The organism is Acidipila rosea (assembly GCF_004339725.1).
GTDB lineage: Bacteria > Acidobacteriota > Terriglobia > Terriglobales > Acidobacteriaceae > Acidipila > Acidipila rosea.
Map to the genome: position 1 here is coordinate 1,068,613 of NZ_SMGK01000001.1, position 16,026 is coordinate 1,084,638.

Below are 16,026 nucleotides of genomic sequence, written 5' to 3' on the forward strand. Positions count from 1 at the left end.
TCAGTCCGGAATCTGGTACTGTTCGGAAATACCTGAGTGAAAGAGCAGGTAGGCATTATTGACGACGACCTTCATGCCCGGCGCAAGCCCGCTCTCGAGAAAGGTCTCCCAGCCTTCGGTCGGACCCGGCACGACTGCTTGGGGACGATCTCCCTTGGCGGTGTGGACCATCACCCACCATTTGCCCTGATTCAGAATGAGCGCTCGCGTCGGAACGGCGATTAGCCGGCGCGACGGCATGTCAAGGGTGACCGTGCCGGCCTCGCCGCTGAGCCATGTGGTTCTGGCCTGGAGAGGAAGCAAGGCGACGGATTCGCCGCCGCCGGCCGCGAGCGTTCCGGGAACCGAACTGACTCGGACAGGAATCGGTTTGCCTCCATCTGTCGGCGCAAATCGGCCCGTCATACCAACTCGGATCGCCGTTAGGTCGGCACCGTAGTAGACCGCCCTGAGCCATAAGCGGTTGGTCGGCTGCAATGTGAGAATCGTCTGGCCGGCGGTTACCAATTGGCCGTCTGCGCTGTTGAGCGCAAGCACAATACCGTCGTCCGGCGCCGACAACGTCATCAACTGACGCACCGCACTAAGCCTGGATTGCGCGTTATCCAAAGCCGTTTGCGCCTGAGCTTCAGCCGCTTCAGCCTGATGGACTGCCTGCCGGGTGCTGAGGTGAGAAGGCAGTTGTTGGCGTTCGATGGCCAGCGACTTCTGAGTGGCATCGAGCTGAGACCGGGCGCTGCGAACATCGGCCTCCCCCTGCATTAGCAAGGTTTGTATGCCGGGGCCGCTCAGCCGAGCCAATTCTTCTCCGGTGCGGACATGCACACCGGGGAGAACCTTTAGCCCCTTAACTACGCCGGTTTCCGCAGCGTCTAACGGCAGGAGACCGATGGGCTCGACCTGAGCATATGCAACCAGGTGAGGGGTGACAGCGTGAAGCTGCACGGCAACGGCGTCCGCATCGGGTGCCTGACCGGCAGCAGCCGTAGCAGCAGTAATCAACGCAACCGCCGCTGCTGCCGGTATGCTTCTGAGCAACGAGCCGAGGGCTGATGGCCGCCGCATACTGCAATGGAATGGAATGTTGGTTGTCATCCTTCAGCACCTGTCGCAATGCGAATCAATGTGTCGCGCAAGCATCCGGGCACGTAAGAACGACCGTGCACAGCGGATAGAGACCGCAATCAGACACAGGGGTACTAAGGATGGCTAAATTCTGAGTGGCAGGGGCAACTCGGAGGTCAGGGCACAGAGGGGCTTCTGAGATACAACCAGGCCAAGGACGATCGTCTGCGATGGTTGCAGCACCGAGCACACCATGCTGAGCCAGAGCCAGCGCAGGGACTTCAAGAGTGAGAGTCCTGCACAAGCAACCATAAGCATGATCACCAGAATGCCATGGGGGCCGAGATGCCTGAGACTGTCGAGGTGATCATGGCATTCCCATAGCGGATTCACGATGACCGTGACCGCGAGAGTAAGCAGCAGGCACGCAATGATCCTCTGGACCCAGGAAGGTCTGTCCGGTGCATCACTTCGTAAGGTGCGGCCATCGCCCATTGCTGAGTCAAAGAATAATATATCGGGGTTTGAATTTCCAAGTTCCCCGAGGTCGGAGCGTGTGGTCGCCAGGAGTGAGATCAGGCTATTCGGCGGACTCGCCTACAAATCAACGGGTACGATTCGCATCGGTACCGGGAAACGCCCAGATCGACTGGAGTTTACCGGAATGATGGGAAATCGCCATAAGCGGCCAATCGGTTCCACTTCTGACTGTGTGTCCGTCAGCGCCAAATTTGTGAACCTGCTTGTCCCGAGGCCGCATGAATCCTGCGCTGACAGCACGGAGCCGCGCTGAACGGGAACATGCTCTGGCTGGCGGGCTTGCAGTAAGAAAAATTCAGCTGAAGAATAATAAACCACCTCTGTCAGCCGCGCTGCATCTGGCGATTCATCATTGCCATCTGGCAAAGACATTGGCCGCTTATCTCCGCCGAGGCACTCATTGATGCATGGACTTCATAACAGCCACGCTGCGAATATGGTTAATTGCGTGCTCAAGCTGTTGATCGCGTCCGCCCCGTCGATCACGCCAGTCAAACTCAACCATCTGATCGGGAACGATAGGATCTCCTTCCAGAACCGTTCCTTCCCACGTGTAATAGGCTCCGGTGGGCAGCGCCAATCGAAAGCCCTTGCCGACTTTGACGGAGGTCGCGGAGAGAAGCCGTCCGGCGGTCTTCTCACCAATGATCGTGGCGAGTTGGTTTTCGCGCGCGAACGCGACGATCATTTCGGCGGCGCTCGCAGTGTGTCGGTTGACAAGCAGAACGACCCGTCCATGAAACGGCTTTTTGCCCAGCCCTTCAGACTGAAGCACGATCGGCTTTTTGGCCAGCATCGCGGGTGCAAATTTTAGAGCAAGCGGCCAGAGGGCCTTGGTGGATGCGGGTATACGTGAGAATCGGGGAAAGGTGAGCTTTGCCGATTCAAGGTTCTTTGTGACTCGCCGCCTGTCCAGTGCAAAGCCCACCGGGATTTTCTCCGGAGTCAGCAGGCTCATGACGCGCAGCGCGCCGATTCCACCGCCCGTATTCCCGCGCAGGTCGATTATCAGGCGCTCGATCGCGCCCAGTTTTTCTATCGCATCGGAGATTTGATTTGCCACTTCGACGCCCACCATGCCGGGAAACATTGCAACCTTCAGATATCCCAGTCCACCGCCCATGTGGCGGGTCTCAACGAGCGTTGGTTGAATGAAGTGGAGCTTCTTGCCTTTCGGACGAGCTACATCGACGGACGTGGTGCGTCGCTGCTCGTCATTGCCGACGATTTCAATGCTGGTCTGCTTGCCCATGACAAAAATGGGATGCTCAGGCGGAGTGATCTCCCGGCCATCGACGCCAAGCAGGATATCTCCGGGCGCGATGCCGGCAATGTTCGCAGCCCCACCGGAGTGGACATCCTGAAAGATCCAGCGCTTCCCATAGGGCGTGTCATCGGCAAGATAAGTCGCACTGAGCGCGGCGCGGCTGGACGCTCTGCGCGCGCTGCGGTGAAAAAAACCCAGGTGGGAAGTGTGCAATTCCGTCAACAGATCACTCACTGCCTGCTCAAAGGTGTCCGTTGTTACCGACCCTTCAATGAGAGGTCTGTGGCGCTCCACCGCCATCCGCCAGTCTTCTTTCAATTTCTCCGGCGAATAGAACCGTTTCTGCAAAGCATGGAGCACATTTTCGAGAATGACATGCCGGTCCTTTGCGGAGAGTTGAATGGGCACGGCGGTCTTTAAGGCCGAATTCGTCGTCATTGATTGCTCCTGACCGGAGTTTCCGTCCTCGACCTATGGAAGAGGCTGCCGCTCGGCTCGCCTACCAGCTCGAATCCGGCCCAGTAGTATGGCGGCACGCCGGAGTGCAGCATATCGAGCTGTGCTCGCCGCAGGGCCTCGGCCTTTCCTTCGTTATGGCTAAGGTGCTGGTAGAAGTCCATCATGAGCTGCGCGGTAGCACGATCTTCCACCTCCCAAAACGTGGAGACGACGCTCTGCGCTCCCGCTTCGATGAAGGCGTTGACGATATTCGCAACGCCTTCTTCGCCCACCGGCCCGACGCCGGTATTGCAGGCCGACAGCGTTACCAGGCTGGCATTCAAAGGCAGTCGCCGAATTTCGCGCACCTGGAGAAGTCCGTCATCCAAAGGCGGAGACTCCGGCGCGAAGACAAGAGCCGAGCGGTCCGGGAATTCGGAATCGGCATATCCGTGCAGAGCAAGGTGGATAACGTTGTATTGGTTGAGCGGCAGACGCTTGAAGTCCGTCTCGGTGGCGTGATCGCCCAGCAGGATGGTGCCGGGTTTGGGAAGATCGGTGGCGATGGTCTCTACTTCATTCCGGCTTTCAGGCAGAGCAACCAATTCCTGCCGCTCCGGCCCGGACACCGTCCTGCGAATGGCAGCAATCAAAGTTGTCGAGGGCGGCTTGGATGTCCAGGCAGCCACGCCCAGATACGGCAGGTCGTCTCTCATCGTCTGGTCGGCGCGGTGTCTTAGCATATCGAGCACGGTTCCTGATGGCACCACTGAAACCAGATGAGAAGCGAGGACGAACTGCCCGGTATTTGCCAGCGCGGAGAACGGAAGAAGATGCAGTTTCCCGTCAGGAACCACAATCAGCGCCTGCGTTTCTTTGAACTCCGGCATGCCACCAAGCAGTCCGTTGAACAGAGACTGAGCCAGTGGTAGGTCGGTCTTTTGCTGAATGAGTTCGGATCGATACAGCGTCGCCTCCTGCTCCAGTTCTGTCTTCGGCGGCAGAGTGTAGCGATGAACCGCGCATTGTGTAATGGCGAGCGCATAGGAGTGCGGATCGGCAAGCACATACTCGATGAGGAGTTCCGACGGTCGCAGGTCGTGCTGCAATTCGTAGAGCGGGACAGGCGTGGGCGGTACGTCCATCGCCGATGCTCCCCCGGTGAGTTGCTGTTCCGTGGTGTAAATGGCTGCGAGGATATTGCTTCTCGCCTCTGGATCGTTGGTGTTGAGTAGCTGGACATCTAGCTTCGTAAGGCGGGCCTCCCCGGCGTCCTGCTCGCCCGGTGCGACCACCTCGCGGTGGGCAAGAGCCTGCACCTCCACACGCCCGCGCGCACGCTCGATGGCGCGGAACGCATCTGTCATCTGGCCCTGATCGGTGAGCGATGCAAAATATCCCGCATAGACCATGCTTAGGTCACTGAGCAACTGCCGCTCGACCATTGGGGTTGGAGCCTTACTCAATAGCGCATCCAGCAGGTCCTCGCTTTTGTCATAAAGATCATTGGACGCCTTGACGTTCCCAAGCCTCTCCATGATCTCCGCTTTGATGGCAAGATTCCTGGGCATAAAGTACAGCTCATCCGGAATGTTCCGGTTGGCGTCGATGGCTTGGTTGATTGCCGTCAATGCAGATTGCAAATCTCCCTGATGGAGATAGGCTTGTGCCAAAAGCCCGTCCACCTGCGTCAATCCACGCCAGTACGAGAGCTTCTTTGCATTGGTGGCTGACTGTTCGAGGTCGGAGATCGCCTGACTCCAGTCGCCCATTCGCTCATCAACGTCGGCCCGTGTCTGGTAAAGCTCATAGAGGTGTCCGGCAAGATGATAGGCGGATACCTTCTGCATTTCTTCTGCGGCGAGTGCCAGTGCTTGCTTGTTGTCGCCGATACCGCTCAGCGCTTCGATCTTGGCGGTGGTCGCGATGGTGGGATACGCCGCTCCGTGCGTCTTCGCGGCTACCTTGATCGCCTCATTGAGCGGTCCAAGGGCCTCTTTGTATTTGTGCAATTCCACCAGACCAGCGCCATACATGCTGGCATATCGAATCTGCGCGGCTGGGTCGGCGACCTTTGCAACCATCCATGCCTTCACCACGTCCTTTTTTGCGGTTGCGATATCGCCGAGCAGGAATGCGGCAATCCCTTGTTCTCCAATCGCGCGAGACGCGAGCAGATAATGATGCTGCCGTACCGCCAGAGCTTCGACCTCGGCCCAGGTCTGGCGCGCCATACCGGAGTCGTAGTTCACTTCGAGCATTCCGAGAATCGTCAGGATGCGAAGCCGCGTCTCCGGATCATGCGCCTCCAGCAAAATCAGATCGTGGCGCAAAACCGCAATCTGGCTCGGAATCGTCGTGGAAGATTCGCTCTGTGCCGGCACCTGACTGACGCGCGCATACAGAGCCTTCGAGAGATTGTGCTCCTGCAGGAACTGCAATTCTGCTTGACGATAAATGGGAGCCGCCGCAATCCAGCTATTGAGCCACGACATCTCATCGGCTCGCTTCAGCAGCAACTCTGGAGAATCTGGATCTCTGCGGTGGACAATACGATATCCAACCCCGCCCAGAGCAGCGGCAACGAGCAAACCGGCAGTGACGCGAACGGCAGGGGAGGAGGCAATTCGCATAATACCCCGTTCACTTGGGGTCAATGATGCCAGATTGTGTCGAACAGTTCAAATATTCGTAGATTCGTCCTGTTAAGCGCGTCCAAAACGTAGCCGCAACAGATTACTTCTCGCGCAGGTGCGCCCTCCTTATCCGGCGCAGCAGGAAAGCTGTTTGACGTCTTTGGTAAACGTCTGCGCTGCCAGCTTGAGTCCTTCCACCATCGTGAGATACGGAAAGAGTTGACCAGCAAGATCATTCACGGTCATTTGCGTCCGAATGGCCAGCGCTGCGGTCTGGATCAGCTCCCCTGCCTGCGAGGCCACGGCCTGTACTCCGAGAAGCCTGCCGCTTTCTACTTCCGCAACCAGCTTGATAAATCCGCGCGTATCGAAGTTAGCGAGAGCCCGCGGCACGTTGTCCAGCGTAAGGGTTCGAGTGTCCACACGGAATCCGCTCTCACGGGCTGCGGATTCATCCAGGCCGACTGTTCCAATCTGCGGATCAGTGAATACCACGCCTGGCACGACCGATAAATCCAGCCGTTCGTTTCCACCGAGCAGGTTCATTGCAGCCCTTGTTCCAGCAGCGGCGGCAACGTAAACATACTCCGGGTTGGTGGTGCAATCGCCCGCGGCGTAGATATTCGGATTGGAGGTACGCAGAAACTCGTCGACGGGAATCGCGCCGTTTTCATTGGTCAGCACGCCTGCATGCTCCAGACCAAGGCTGGCGGTATTGGGCCGTCGTCCGGTCGCAATCAGAAGACGATCGCCAACAATATGTTCGCCGCCGGCTTCAACTGTGAATTGATGGCCGTCGTGCTGAACCTGCTCGATCTGTCTGCCGGTGAGAATGCGCATACCTTCGTCGATCAGAATTTGTTGGATCGCGTCGCCAATTGCGTGGTCGCTGCGCGAAAGAATCCTGGAGCGAACGATCAGGGTGACCCGGCTGCCCAGACGCAGAAATGCCTGCGCCAGCTCCAGCGCAACGTAAGAGCCGCCGTACACAATCAGGTGTTCCGGCAGCTCCTGCGCCGCAAGGGCTTCTGTGGAGGTCCAGTAGGGCGTGTTGTTGAGGCCGGGCACCGGCGGAATTGCCGGAGACGCGCCGGAGGCGATCAACGCTCGATCAAACGCGAGAGATTGTTCTCGGCCATCGGCACCACGGATCCGCAGCGTGTGGTCGTCCTGGAATCGCGCCTCGCCCTGAATCAGGCGGATATTCGCACTGTTCTCGATGATCGATTCGTATTTCGCGCTGCGTAGTTCCTCGACGCGCGCCTGCTGCTGGGCCTGCAAGGCAGCTCGATTCACAACCGGCGGAGCGGCGGAGATGCCCGTATCGAACGGACTGGAGGCTCGCACGTGCGCGACATGTGCGGCGCTGATAAGAATCTTGGAGGGCACGCAGCCAATGTTGACGCAGGTGCCTCCGGTTGTGCCGCGCTCCACCATCGTCACCTCTGCGCCACCTTCCTGCAGGCGGATAGCGGCGGCGAAGGCCGCGCCGCCGCTGCCGACGATGGCGACCTTGAGCGGTTTTGAGCGCGGCACAGCGCAGCAGTCTTCTTCCTTCAGGACAGAGCCGATTCTGGAAAGCATGCCTTTGGCTGACATTACTTCGTCGTTCCTTCCAGTTTCGAGGGATACCCGGCGTCCGCCGTCGCTTTCGTCAACGCGGTCACGCTGGTTTTGGCGTCATCGTATGTGACGACAGCCTCTTTCTTCGCGTAGCTCACATCGACCTTGGAAACACCGGAAACGGTCTTGAGCGCCCTTTTCACTGTGATCGGGCATACCGGGCAGGTCATGCCAGGAACCGCGAGCGTTACGGTACGAGTGGCCGCCAGGGCGGGAAGCGATGCGGCCAGCAGCAGGACTGGAAGTACGAATTTGTTGGATTTCATGGTAAATCTCCTTATTTCAGAATGTTTTTCATGAGCGGGCCTTTACTGACTCGCACAGGCGCTCTTTCTATACTTGCCGAGGGGGACTTCCGCGAGACGGGCAAGCAGGAATACCCCGACGATGGAACCCAGGAAGATATTGGGCTGCATCGGCACAAGATGGAAACCCCACAAGGCAACGTATACGGCCGCGACCAGAAAAAGCGGCCCTGTGACATAGCAATGCACCCGCCCGCATCGCGCGGCGTTCGCAAGGCAGGCCACACCCATAACCAGGAAGGCGGGAATCCAGAGCAGCAACTCGAACTTCGGCCAGTTGGCCCCGACAACGAGAGCGATGACGGGTAGCCACCAAAGGAGAACTGTGAAGCGGCCGCAGGCAAGATCGGTTGGTTTGTGGTTTGGGCCAGGCATGGGTATCTCGTTTCCCTCAGTAGAAGAGTGGCGCAATGTATGGGAAGGTGAACGCGATCACCACCAGTACGGCAACCACCCAGAACAGAATTTCGTAAACGCGTTTGGTCCGAGGCAACACGCAGACTTCGCCTGGCAGGCATTTCTCGGCGGGTCGATAGATGCGCCGCCAGGCAAAGAACAAAGCGACCAGCGCCACGCCGATGAATAGCGGGCGATAGGGTTCCAGCATCGCCAGGTTTCCGATCCATGCACCGCTAAAGCCCAGGGCAATCAGCACCAGCGGCCCCAGGCAGCACGTCGAAGCAAGAATCGCCGCCAGTCCACCCAACGCCAGCGTGCCAGATTTGGATTTCTCCGATGCCATGCGCTTTCTTTTCCTCCGCAATAAAAACAGAGTAATCTCCGTACATGGGTACGGAGTCAAGCATGAAATCACGAATGACCATCGGAAAGTTGGCGGAGACGGCGGGAGTGGGAGTGGAAACCATCCGCTTTTATCAGCGCTCCGGGTTGTTGCCGGAGCCGGAGCGGCCCATGTCCGGGTATCGGGAATATGCGGAGGGCGATGCGTGGCGCATCCGCTTCATCAAGCGGGCGCAGACGCTCGGCTTCAATCTGGAGGATATTGCCGGTCTGCTCCGGTTGGACGGACCGCAAACGTGCAGCGTGACGCACGACCTGGCGCAGGAAAAGCTGCACGTCGTCGAACAAAAGATCGCGGGACTCGCATCCATCCGCGATGCCTTGCAGCAATTGGTTCGGCAGTGTGAACGCAAACATCAGCGCGGCACCTGCCCGATCATCCAATCACTTGCTCACAACAATAATGAATTGCGGTTGAACTCCACGCCCGCGCCAATCCTCAGCGCAAAAAAGAGTATGTGAGTTTTACCGTGAAGGTCTTCTGGGATGGAAGGTTAGGATTGCCAGCCTCCGTGCTAATAAATTGACTTCCCTGGTTGTAGATGACATGGAGAAAGCTGTCCGGCTTATATTCGTATTGGAGCCGGAGGTTCGTACTCCAACAACTCCACACACACAACAAACAACCAAATTCTCATCATCATGTTTAAGCCAATGCTCGCGCCATGGCGCGGATCGTGTCATGCGTTCGGCTCAGGGTTCTCCGCCGTGTTCAAGGGAAGGCGCAGGATGAATGTGCAGCCCCGGCCTGCTTCGGAGTGAAGCTCGATCCTCCCGCCATTGGCGGACACGGCCCACTCCGCGATCGACAGGCCGAGACCTGCTCCGCCTTCGGCGCGGGTGCGCGCCTTGTCTATTCGATAGAAACGCTGGAATATTTTGCCGGCATGCTCTTCCGGGATGCCGGGGCCGCTGTCCCGCACCTCGATCAAGACGTCTTTGCCGTTTGCCCGCACCCGCACTGCAATGGTTCCGCCGGATGGGGAATACTTCACCGCGTTGTCGATGAGATTGATCAACGCCTGGCGCAGAATGAGCCGGTCGCCACGCACGGTGAGAGATGGATCTCCCTCCACCGCGACTGTTTGCCGCTTTTCCTCCGCAAGCACTTCGAGCAACGCCGCCGACTCCTTCGCCAGATCGAGGACTTTGATGCTTGTGCGTTGCAGTTGAATCTGCCCGGCGTCGGCCCTCGACATGGTCAGCAGGCTTTCGACCAGGCGGGTGAGACGACTTACTTCCTCCAACATGCTGCCGATGATGTCACGGTAATACGCTGCATCTCCCGTGTTCTGCAATGCGACTTCGCCCACGCTCCGAATCGCGGTCAGGGGCGTGCGCAGCTCGTGAGACGCATCCGCCGTGAAGCGGCGAAGTTGCTCAAAGGACTTCTCCAGGCGAGCCAGCGTCTCATTGAAAGCGAGTCCAAGACGGCCCAGCTCATCCTCCGGGTCTTGTACGGTCAGACGTTCATTGAGGGATTCTGCGCTGATCTTCCTGGCCCGTTGCGCCATCTCCTCCACCGGCTGCAGGGCCTGCCCGGCAACCGCATACCCGGCCAAGCCGATCAGCAGCACCGTGACCGGAAGGCCGATGGCCAGCACCGAGACCATGTCCCAGAATTCATCCCACAGCGGCTCCTCGCTGACACCAAGCCGAAGCAGAATCGACTGCCCTTCGATCTGGTGCGTTCGCGATTCGACTCGCACTCTCGTGCCATTCCGCAGACGATATGTGCGCGGAGAGCGGTCGAACGGTTTCTGCGCCGCGTCCGGAGCCGGACCCAGCGGAGACCCCTCCAGCGCATCGCTCAGATACATCGGTTTTCCGCCAGCGGTCCATATCTCCAACAGGTACCCCTGTTCGGATCCTCCTTCGCGCGCTTCACCTTCCTCCGAGCGCAGTTCCACTTCGCCATCTGGCGACACCGTGATGAGTCCTTCCACCGTTTCGATCTCACGGCCCAGGCTTGCGTCCTGTTGCTTTCTCAAGTTGTGCAGAAGATAGACAGAGGTTCCTGCCGCATAGAACGCAAGCCCGACAGCCAGCAGGACGCCGTAGAGCAAGGTCAGCCTCACCCGCAGTGTTCTGGCGAGTATTCTCTTCATGGCGTTTCCTCGTTGAGAATGAACCCGACGCCGCGGATAGTGTGCAGCATCTTGACCTCGAAGGGATCGTCCAGTTTTTTTCGCAAGCGTGCGATGTGTACGTCGATGACGTTGTCGAGCGGCGTGGCCCGTCCCGGCTCTTTCCAAACATCGCGCGCCAGCATTTCGCGGGAGACGACCCGGCCTTTGTTGCGTGCCAGAAACTCCAGCAATTCAAACTCCCGGCCCGTCAACTCCAGGCACAGCCCTTTCCGCAACACCGTCCGGTTTACCGGATCGATCTCAAGAGCGCCGATTCTGAGCGGCGTCGCCGGTTCTGCCTTTCCCCTACGCAACAGCGCTCGAATGCGAGCGCTCAACTCCGGGAACGCGAAGGGTTTCACCAGATAATCGTCGGCTCCTGTATCCAATCCGGCGACGCGATCTTCGATCGCGTCCTTCGCAGTGAGGATCAGTACCTGGACACCCGAATTCTGTCTGCGAAGCGCCGCCAGCACCTCCAAGCCATCACGGCCCGGCAGCATGATGTCCAGTACGATCAGATCAAACGCGCGGCTGCTGGCGAGAAAGAATCCTTCCTCTCCGGTCCCAGCTAGGACGACTTCGTAGCCTTCAGCCTGCAAGCCTTCCTGCACGGCGTGGCCGACCTTCGGTTCGTCTTCAACCACAAGAATCTGCATCGTTCATGTCCTCCTTCCGGTATACAAACACATCGCGCCGAAATGTTCTGAACTCTTGCTGAAGATATCCTGACGGCGAAGTAAGAAAATCTTCAGGCCATCTTCAGGATTGGCTTTGATAATTGCGACTATAAACAAAGACAGTCGATGTTTTATGTTGTTGCGCAGAGATCAAGCCATCAGCTTTATTTTGCTGGCTTTCAAGGGCCTTGCAGCGGGAATCTTTTATCTTCTATGCGGTTCAAATTCCTCCGATCATTCAGCGAAAATCTCTGCCCTTGCATTCGCGCACTTGTGCTGACTATTTGGATGTGCGGCGGGGCGTATGCCCAGCGGCTCGGCGGCCTGCAAGGCCGTGTCATCGATCCCTCTGGAGCTGTGATGCCGGGTGCGTCAGTCGTTGTTGAGCCGCAGCCTTCGGGACTTGCGCGCACAGTGCAGTCCGATGGGGAAGGACACTATCGAGTTACAGGCCTGACTGCCGGGCGATACCAGGTAACGGCGGAGGCGGAGGGGTTTCAGAGAGCCGTCAAGCAGGTCGCCATTTCGGGCACAGGACGCTTCGTCACCCTGGACATCGATCTTTCCATCGCAGCCCAGGCGCAACAGGTTGTCGTTCAGGGAAACGCTCCGCTGCTGGACGTTTCTCCTCAGTCCAACGCCTCTGCCGTGGCCGTCTCGGGAAACAACATGAATGCCCTTTCCAATGACCCGGACGAACTGCAGAACCAGATAACAACACTGGCTGGCCCTTCGGTCGGTGCGAGCGGCGCTGAGATTTACGTCAATGGCATGACGGGCAGCGATATGCCGCCCAAATCGGCGATCCGCGAGATTCGCGTCAACTCCAATCCTTTTACTGCGGAAAACGACCGTCTGGGGTACGGACGGATCGATATCTTCACCAAACCGGGTGCGGCAGCTTTCCACGGGGATGCATCGAGCGAATACAACGACTCGGTGATGAATGCCGTGAGCACGTTTCTCTCCGCCTCCAATGTGCCGCCGCCGTCTTACCACACCTGGCTCTGGGACGCAGACCTCAGCGGCCCGCTCTGGAAGAATGCATCGTTTTTTTTCGACTTTCAGCGTCGCAATATCAACCGGGCCAGCCTCGTGAATACGGACATTCTCGACTCCAGTCTGAATGTCGTCCCGTATGTGACTTCGGTTCTGAATCCTCGCATCCTTACCAACGTAAGCCCGCACGTGGATATTCAGCTCAGCGCGAACAACACCCTCAGCGCAAGCTATCGCTATTACGCAATCAGCGATCGCAACGACGGCATCGACACGCAGTCGCTTCCCTCGCAAGCCTATGACCGGACTTTTCATCACCAGAATGTCCAAATTATCGACACTCAGGTTTTGAGCCCCCGCCTGATCAATCAGACCTTCTTTCAATATCTCCATTTCCACAATACGCAGACACCGCAGGACTTCTCGCCAACGATACAGGTTCTCGGCGCATTCACTGGAGGCGGCGACAGCTCCGGCACCTTCAACCGCTCCGAGACCCACTACACCATTCAAAACTATTCGACCCTGACTTTCCGCAAGCACCAGATTGAGTTCGGCGGTACTCTGCTCGACCTGCCCCGCAGCGAGTCCACCAACGGAGGGTTCAACGGCACATTCACGTTCAACTCACTGACGGATTACCAGAAAACATTGCAAGGGTTGCAGAACGGCATGACCATGGCCCAGATTCAGGCCGCAGGATATGGCCCCAGCCAGTTCAGTATCACGGGAGGCAATCTTCGGGCCTCGATCAATCGTATTGACGGTGACCTCTTCGTCAACGACGACTGGAGCGTCACGCCGCATCTGATGGCCAGCTACGGCCTGCGCTTTGAATCGGAAAATTACGTCAGCAGGAAGTTCAATTGGGCGCCTCGGATCGGCGTTTCCTGGGGTCTGGGCCGCAGCTCGAACACCAAAACGGTGCTGCGAGCAGGCTGGGGCATCTTCTATACGCATCTTGATGACGATCACATGATCATCGCGCAACGGATGAACGGGATCAACCAGAGAACTTACCTCGTGAATAATCCTGATTTTTACCCGACTCCGCCGCCTCTCTCGGAACTGACGGGGGCCGCAACCTCGGTGCCTACGACCTTTCAAATTGCCCCCAATCTTGTCTTCCCTTATGACATGGATACTGCGGTAAGCGTGGAACGACAACTGTCGGGTAGCACAACAGCGTCACTCACCTATGTGAACTCTCGCGGAGTTCACCAGTTTCTGGCGAATGACATCAACGCGCCATTGCCTGGAACTTTCAATCCCGCCGATCCGACCAGCGGTGTCAGGCCTCTCGGCAACGCCGCCGGCAACATCTACAACTACGAATCCACTGCCATCTACAAGCAGACGCAATTGGTTGCGAACATCCATGTCCAGACAAGCAGGGTCTCACTGTTCGGCTACTACGTCTTCAACAATGCTCATGGCGAGGCGGGATTGAACCTGCAGAGCAGCCCTGCCGGAGAATTCAGCTTCCAGACCAACCCCTACGATCTTTCCCAGGACTATGGGCGCACCAGCTTTGACATTCGCCATCGCGTTGTTATCGGGGGCAGCTTTGTCGCGCCATACGCCTTCCGACTCAGCCCTATGCTCATCGCGAGTTCCGGGCAGCCGTTCAGCATCCAGCTTCCGCAGGATATTTATGGAACCGGCGTATACGACGCTCGACCAGCGCCGGCAACCGCCTCAACACCTCCAGCCAACGTGGTCGTAACAAAGTATGGCTCTTTCAATACCGCTCCGGGCCCAAACGATACCCCCATCCGTCCCAACACAGAAACCGGGCCGAATAATTTCATGTTGAACGTGCGGCTCAGCCGGACGTTTGGATTGGGTCCTAAGGTCGGGGAGAAGCATGGCGGTGAAGGTTCCGCACCCGAAACAGAAGGGGGGCCGGATCATGGCCTTGGCGGACGCGGCCTGAGCAGCGGCGGCGGCACAAGCCTCGGTGGGGCAACGAACCGCCGTTACGCTCTGACGCTAGGTGTATCTGTCCTCAATGCGCTGAATAACGTCAATCTTGCCACGCCGGTGAATGTTCTTGGCTCGCCGCTCTTTGGCCAATCGATCGCGCTCGCCACCGGGGTTTATTCCGCGCAGGTCGGCAATCCCGTTGCCAATCGACTGGTCGACGTAGGCGTAGCGCTGAGCTTTTGATAGCACATGCTGTCGAGAAGCATGCACCAGGAATCGAGTTCCGGTTCGTCTTCGATCGTAAGAATCTGCATGGTTCATGTCCTCCTTCTGGTATTCAAAGGCATCGTGCCGGAATTTTCTGAAGTTTTGCTCACGATCCCCTTACGGCGAAGTAAGGAAATCTTCAGGACATCTTCAGTGTTCCGTTCCGACGACTGCGACTATAACCGTAGAGTTGGGCTTTCTGATGCTTCGGCTGCGCCGTAAGCAGTCTTTTATCAGCCCGAATGATTGAAGCTCATCCACAAAGTATCGGAGAGTTGTTGCGCTCAGCATAGGATGGAATCCAGAATGATCAACCGTCGAAACAACATGCTTACAAGCTGCATGGCCGCAGCCCTGGTGCTCGTTCCCGTTATGGCTCTCGCGCAGTCCGCGAAACCTGTCGATAAACTGTTGACCGTAGTCGCCGATGTGCCGATGCCCGGAGCCGCAGTTCGGTTCGATTATCAAAGTCTCGATACGGTGAATGGCCGCCTCTATATCGCACACATGAACGCTGACCAACTCGTCGTCTTCGATGTGCGGGCCAGAAGAGTGATCGCCAACCTCGCCGGCTTCCAGCGGGTGCATGGCGTCTTTGCCGCGCCCGAGGTGCATCGGCTGTATGCCTCGGTCACGGGAAAGCATCAGGTCGCAGCCGTCGATACGCAAACGCTGAAGATTGTGGGCACGGCGGGGCCGATCAACTACCCGGACGGGCTTGCTTACGCGCCAAAGCAAAAGAAGGTTTTTGTTTCCGACGAGCATGGCGGCGTAGATGCGGTGGTGGACGCCAAGAACAACACGCTGACCACCACGATTCCCCTTGGCGGCGGCGCGGGAAACACCGTCTACGATCCGGTATCGGGACATATTCTGGTAGCAGTGCATGGCCTGAACCTGCTTGTCGCCATCGACCCGAACACCGATAAAATCCTGGGCCGATACCCGCTTCCCAGAATCGAAAACCCGCACGGCATCGCGCTCGATGTGGCGGACCATCTCGCCTTCATCGCAGGGGAGGAGAACCATTCCCTGGCGCTGGTGGACTTGAACAGCATGAAGATGCTTTCGAGCTATGATGTGGGTGACGATCCCGATGTGCTGGCCTTCGATTCGGGCCTGAAGCGGCTGTATGTCTCCGCCGAGTCGGGGACTGTTACGATTTTCCAATACGGCGGCAGGAAACTGACTCTGCTCGGCTCCCTCAACATGCCTCATGCGCATACCGTGGCCGTCGATCCAGAGACGCATCTCGTCTATTTTCCGTTGCAAGACATCAACGGGCACCCCGTATTGAGGATCATGCGGCCCGCTGGTCAAAAGTAGCCTGCGACGGAGGCATAGGAAATC

Annotated in this window: 12 protein-coding genes; 4 read left to right on the forward strand and 8 right to left on the reverse strand. The window is 57.9% G+C overall.

What is annotated here, in order from left to right; genetic code table 11:
- The 5 genes from C7378_RS04360 to merP all read right to left on the reverse strand — a co-directional run bounded on the left by C7378_RS04360 (window position 1) and on the right by merP (window position 7,835).
- The gene (locus C7378_RS04360; protein WP_131992175.1) at window positions 1-1,095 is read right to left on the reverse strand and encodes an efflux RND transporter periplasmic adaptor subunit; all 1,095 of its coding nucleotides are present in this window, start codon (window positions 1,093-1,095) and stop codon (window positions 1-3) included.
- Window positions 1,096-2,002: 907 nt separating this feature from the next.
- Entirely contained in the window at window positions 2,003-3,310 is a 1,308-nt protein-coding gene (locus C7378_RS04365) for a S41 family peptidase (RefSeq protein ID WP_131992178.1), read from the reverse strand.
- The gene (locus C7378_RS04370) at window positions 3,307-5,943 is read right to left on the reverse strand and encodes a CHAT domain-containing protein (RefSeq protein WP_131992181.1); all 2,637 of its coding nucleotides are present in this window, start codon (window positions 5,941-5,943) and stop codon (window positions 3,307-3,309) included. Before C7378_RS04370 ends, C7378_RS04365 begins: the two co-directional genes overlap by 4 nt.
- Before the next feature lie 129 nt (window positions 5,944-6,072).
- Window positions 6,073-7,545, reverse strand: a complete 1,473-nt coding sequence (gene merA, locus C7378_RS04375; protein ID WP_207901334.1) for a mercury(II) reductase — start codon at window positions 7,543-7,545, stop codon at window positions 6,073-6,075.
- A complete protein-coding gene (gene merP / locus C7378_RS04380) occupies window positions 7,545-7,835 on the reverse strand; it encodes a mercury resistance system periplasmic binding protein MerP (RefSeq protein ID WP_131992187.1) in 291 nt (96 codons plus the stop codon). Before merP ends, merA begins: the two co-directional genes overlap by 1 nt.
- A 30-nt stretch (window positions 7,836-7,865) precedes the next feature.
- Here merP and C7378_RS04385 point away from each other — a divergent pair, with 30 nt between their 5' ends.
- Complete coding sequence (locus tag C7378_RS04385; RefSeq protein ID WP_131992190.1) at window positions 7,866-8,183, forward strand: hypothetical protein; 318 nt, start codon at window positions 7,866-7,868, stop codon at window positions 8,181-8,183.
- Between the two features lie 82 nt (window positions 8,184-8,265).
- On the opposite strand, the gene merT is transcribed toward C7378_RS04385, so the two are convergent.
- On the reverse strand, window positions 8,266-8,616 hold the full coding sequence (gene merT / locus C7378_RS04390) for a mercuric ion transporter MerT (RefSeq protein WP_131992193.1): 351 nt from the start codon (window positions 8,614-8,616) through the stop codon (window positions 8,266-8,268).
- A gap of 62 nt (window positions 8,617-8,678) precedes the next feature.
- On the opposite strand from merT, the gene C7378_RS04395 reads away from it, so the two are divergent.
- On the forward strand, window positions 8,679-9,137 hold the full coding sequence (locus tag C7378_RS04395; protein ID WP_131992196.1) for a MerR family transcriptional regulator: 459 nt from the start codon (window positions 8,679-8,681) through the stop codon (window positions 9,135-9,137).
- 218 nt (window positions 9,138-9,355) lie between these two features.
- Here the strand turns inward: C7378_RS04395 and C7378_RS04400 are convergent, their stop codons facing one another.
- Complete coding sequence (locus tag C7378_RS04400) at window positions 9,356-10,783, reverse strand: sensor histidine kinase (RefSeq protein WP_131992199.1); 1,428 nt, start codon at window positions 10,781-10,783, stop codon at window positions 9,356-9,358.
- Window positions 10,780-11,463 carry a response regulator transcription factor gene (locus tag C7378_RS04405; RefSeq protein WP_131992202.1) on the reverse strand — a complete coding sequence of 228 codons (684 nt, stop codon included), beginning with the start codon at window positions 11,461-11,463 and terminating at the stop codon, window positions 10,780-10,782. The genes C7378_RS04400 and C7378_RS04405 overlap by 4 nt, the downstream gene beginning before the upstream one ends.
- A 294-nt stretch (window positions 11,464-11,757) precedes the next feature.
- Here C7378_RS04405 and C7378_RS04410 point away from each other — a divergent pair, with 294 nt between their 5' ends.
- Window positions 11,758-14,652, forward strand: coding sequence for a TonB-dependent receptor (locus C7378_RS04410; protein WP_165876650.1), 2,895 nt, complete (start codon window positions 11,758-11,760; stop codon window positions 14,650-14,652).
- A gap of 330 nt (window positions 14,653-14,982) precedes the next feature.
- Complete coding sequence (locus C7378_RS04415) at window positions 14,983-16,002, forward strand: YncE family protein (RefSeq protein WP_243648062.1); 1,020 nt, start codon at window positions 14,983-14,985, stop codon at window positions 16,000-16,002.
- The last annotated feature ends 24 nt before the right edge of the window (window positions 16,003-16,026 follow it).

Bases quoted from the DNA above. Each gene is read 5' to 3' on its own strand.
- C7378_RS04360 (WP_131992175.1), bottom strand. From the start codon at position 1,095: ATGACAACCAACATTCCATTCCATTGCAGTATGCGGCGGCCATCAGCC.
- C7378_RS04400 (WP_131992199.1), bottom strand. From the start codon at position 10,783: ATGAAGAGAATACTCGCCAGAACACTGCGGGTGAGGCTGACCTTGCTC.
- C7378_RS04415 (WP_243648062.1), top strand. From the start codon at position 14,983: ATGATCAACCGTCGAAACAACATGCTTACAAGCTGCATGGCCGCAGCC.
- C7378_RS04370 (WP_131992181.1), bottom strand. From the start codon at position 5,943: ATGCGAATTGCCTCCTCCCCTGCCGTTCGCGTCACTGCCGGTTTGCTC.
- merT (WP_131992193.1), bottom strand. From the start codon at position 8,616: ATGGCATCGGAGAAATCCAAATCTGGCACGCTGGCGTTGGGTGGACTG.
- C7378_RS04405 (WP_131992202.1), bottom strand. From the start codon at position 11,463: ATGCAGATTCTTGTGGTTGAAGACGAACCGAAGGTCGGCCACGCCGTG.
- C7378_RS04365 (WP_131992178.1), bottom strand. From the start codon at position 3,310: ATGACGACGAATTCGGCCTTAAAGACCGCCGTGCCCATTCAACTCTCC.
- C7378_RS04395 (WP_131992196.1), top strand. From the start codon at position 8,679: ATGAAATCACGAATGACCATCGGAAAGTTGGCGGAGACGGCGGGAGTG.
- merA (WP_207901334.1), bottom strand. From the start codon at position 7,545: ATGTCAGCCAAAGGCATGCTTTCCAGAATCGGCTCTGTCCTGAAGGAA.
- merP (WP_131992187.1), bottom strand. From the start codon at position 7,835: ATGAAATCCAACAAATTCGTACTTCCAGTCCTGCTGCTGGCCGCATCG.
- C7378_RS04385 (WP_131992190.1), top strand. From the start codon at position 7,866: ATGAGCGGGCCTTTACTGACTCGCACAGGCGCTCTTTCTATACTTGCC.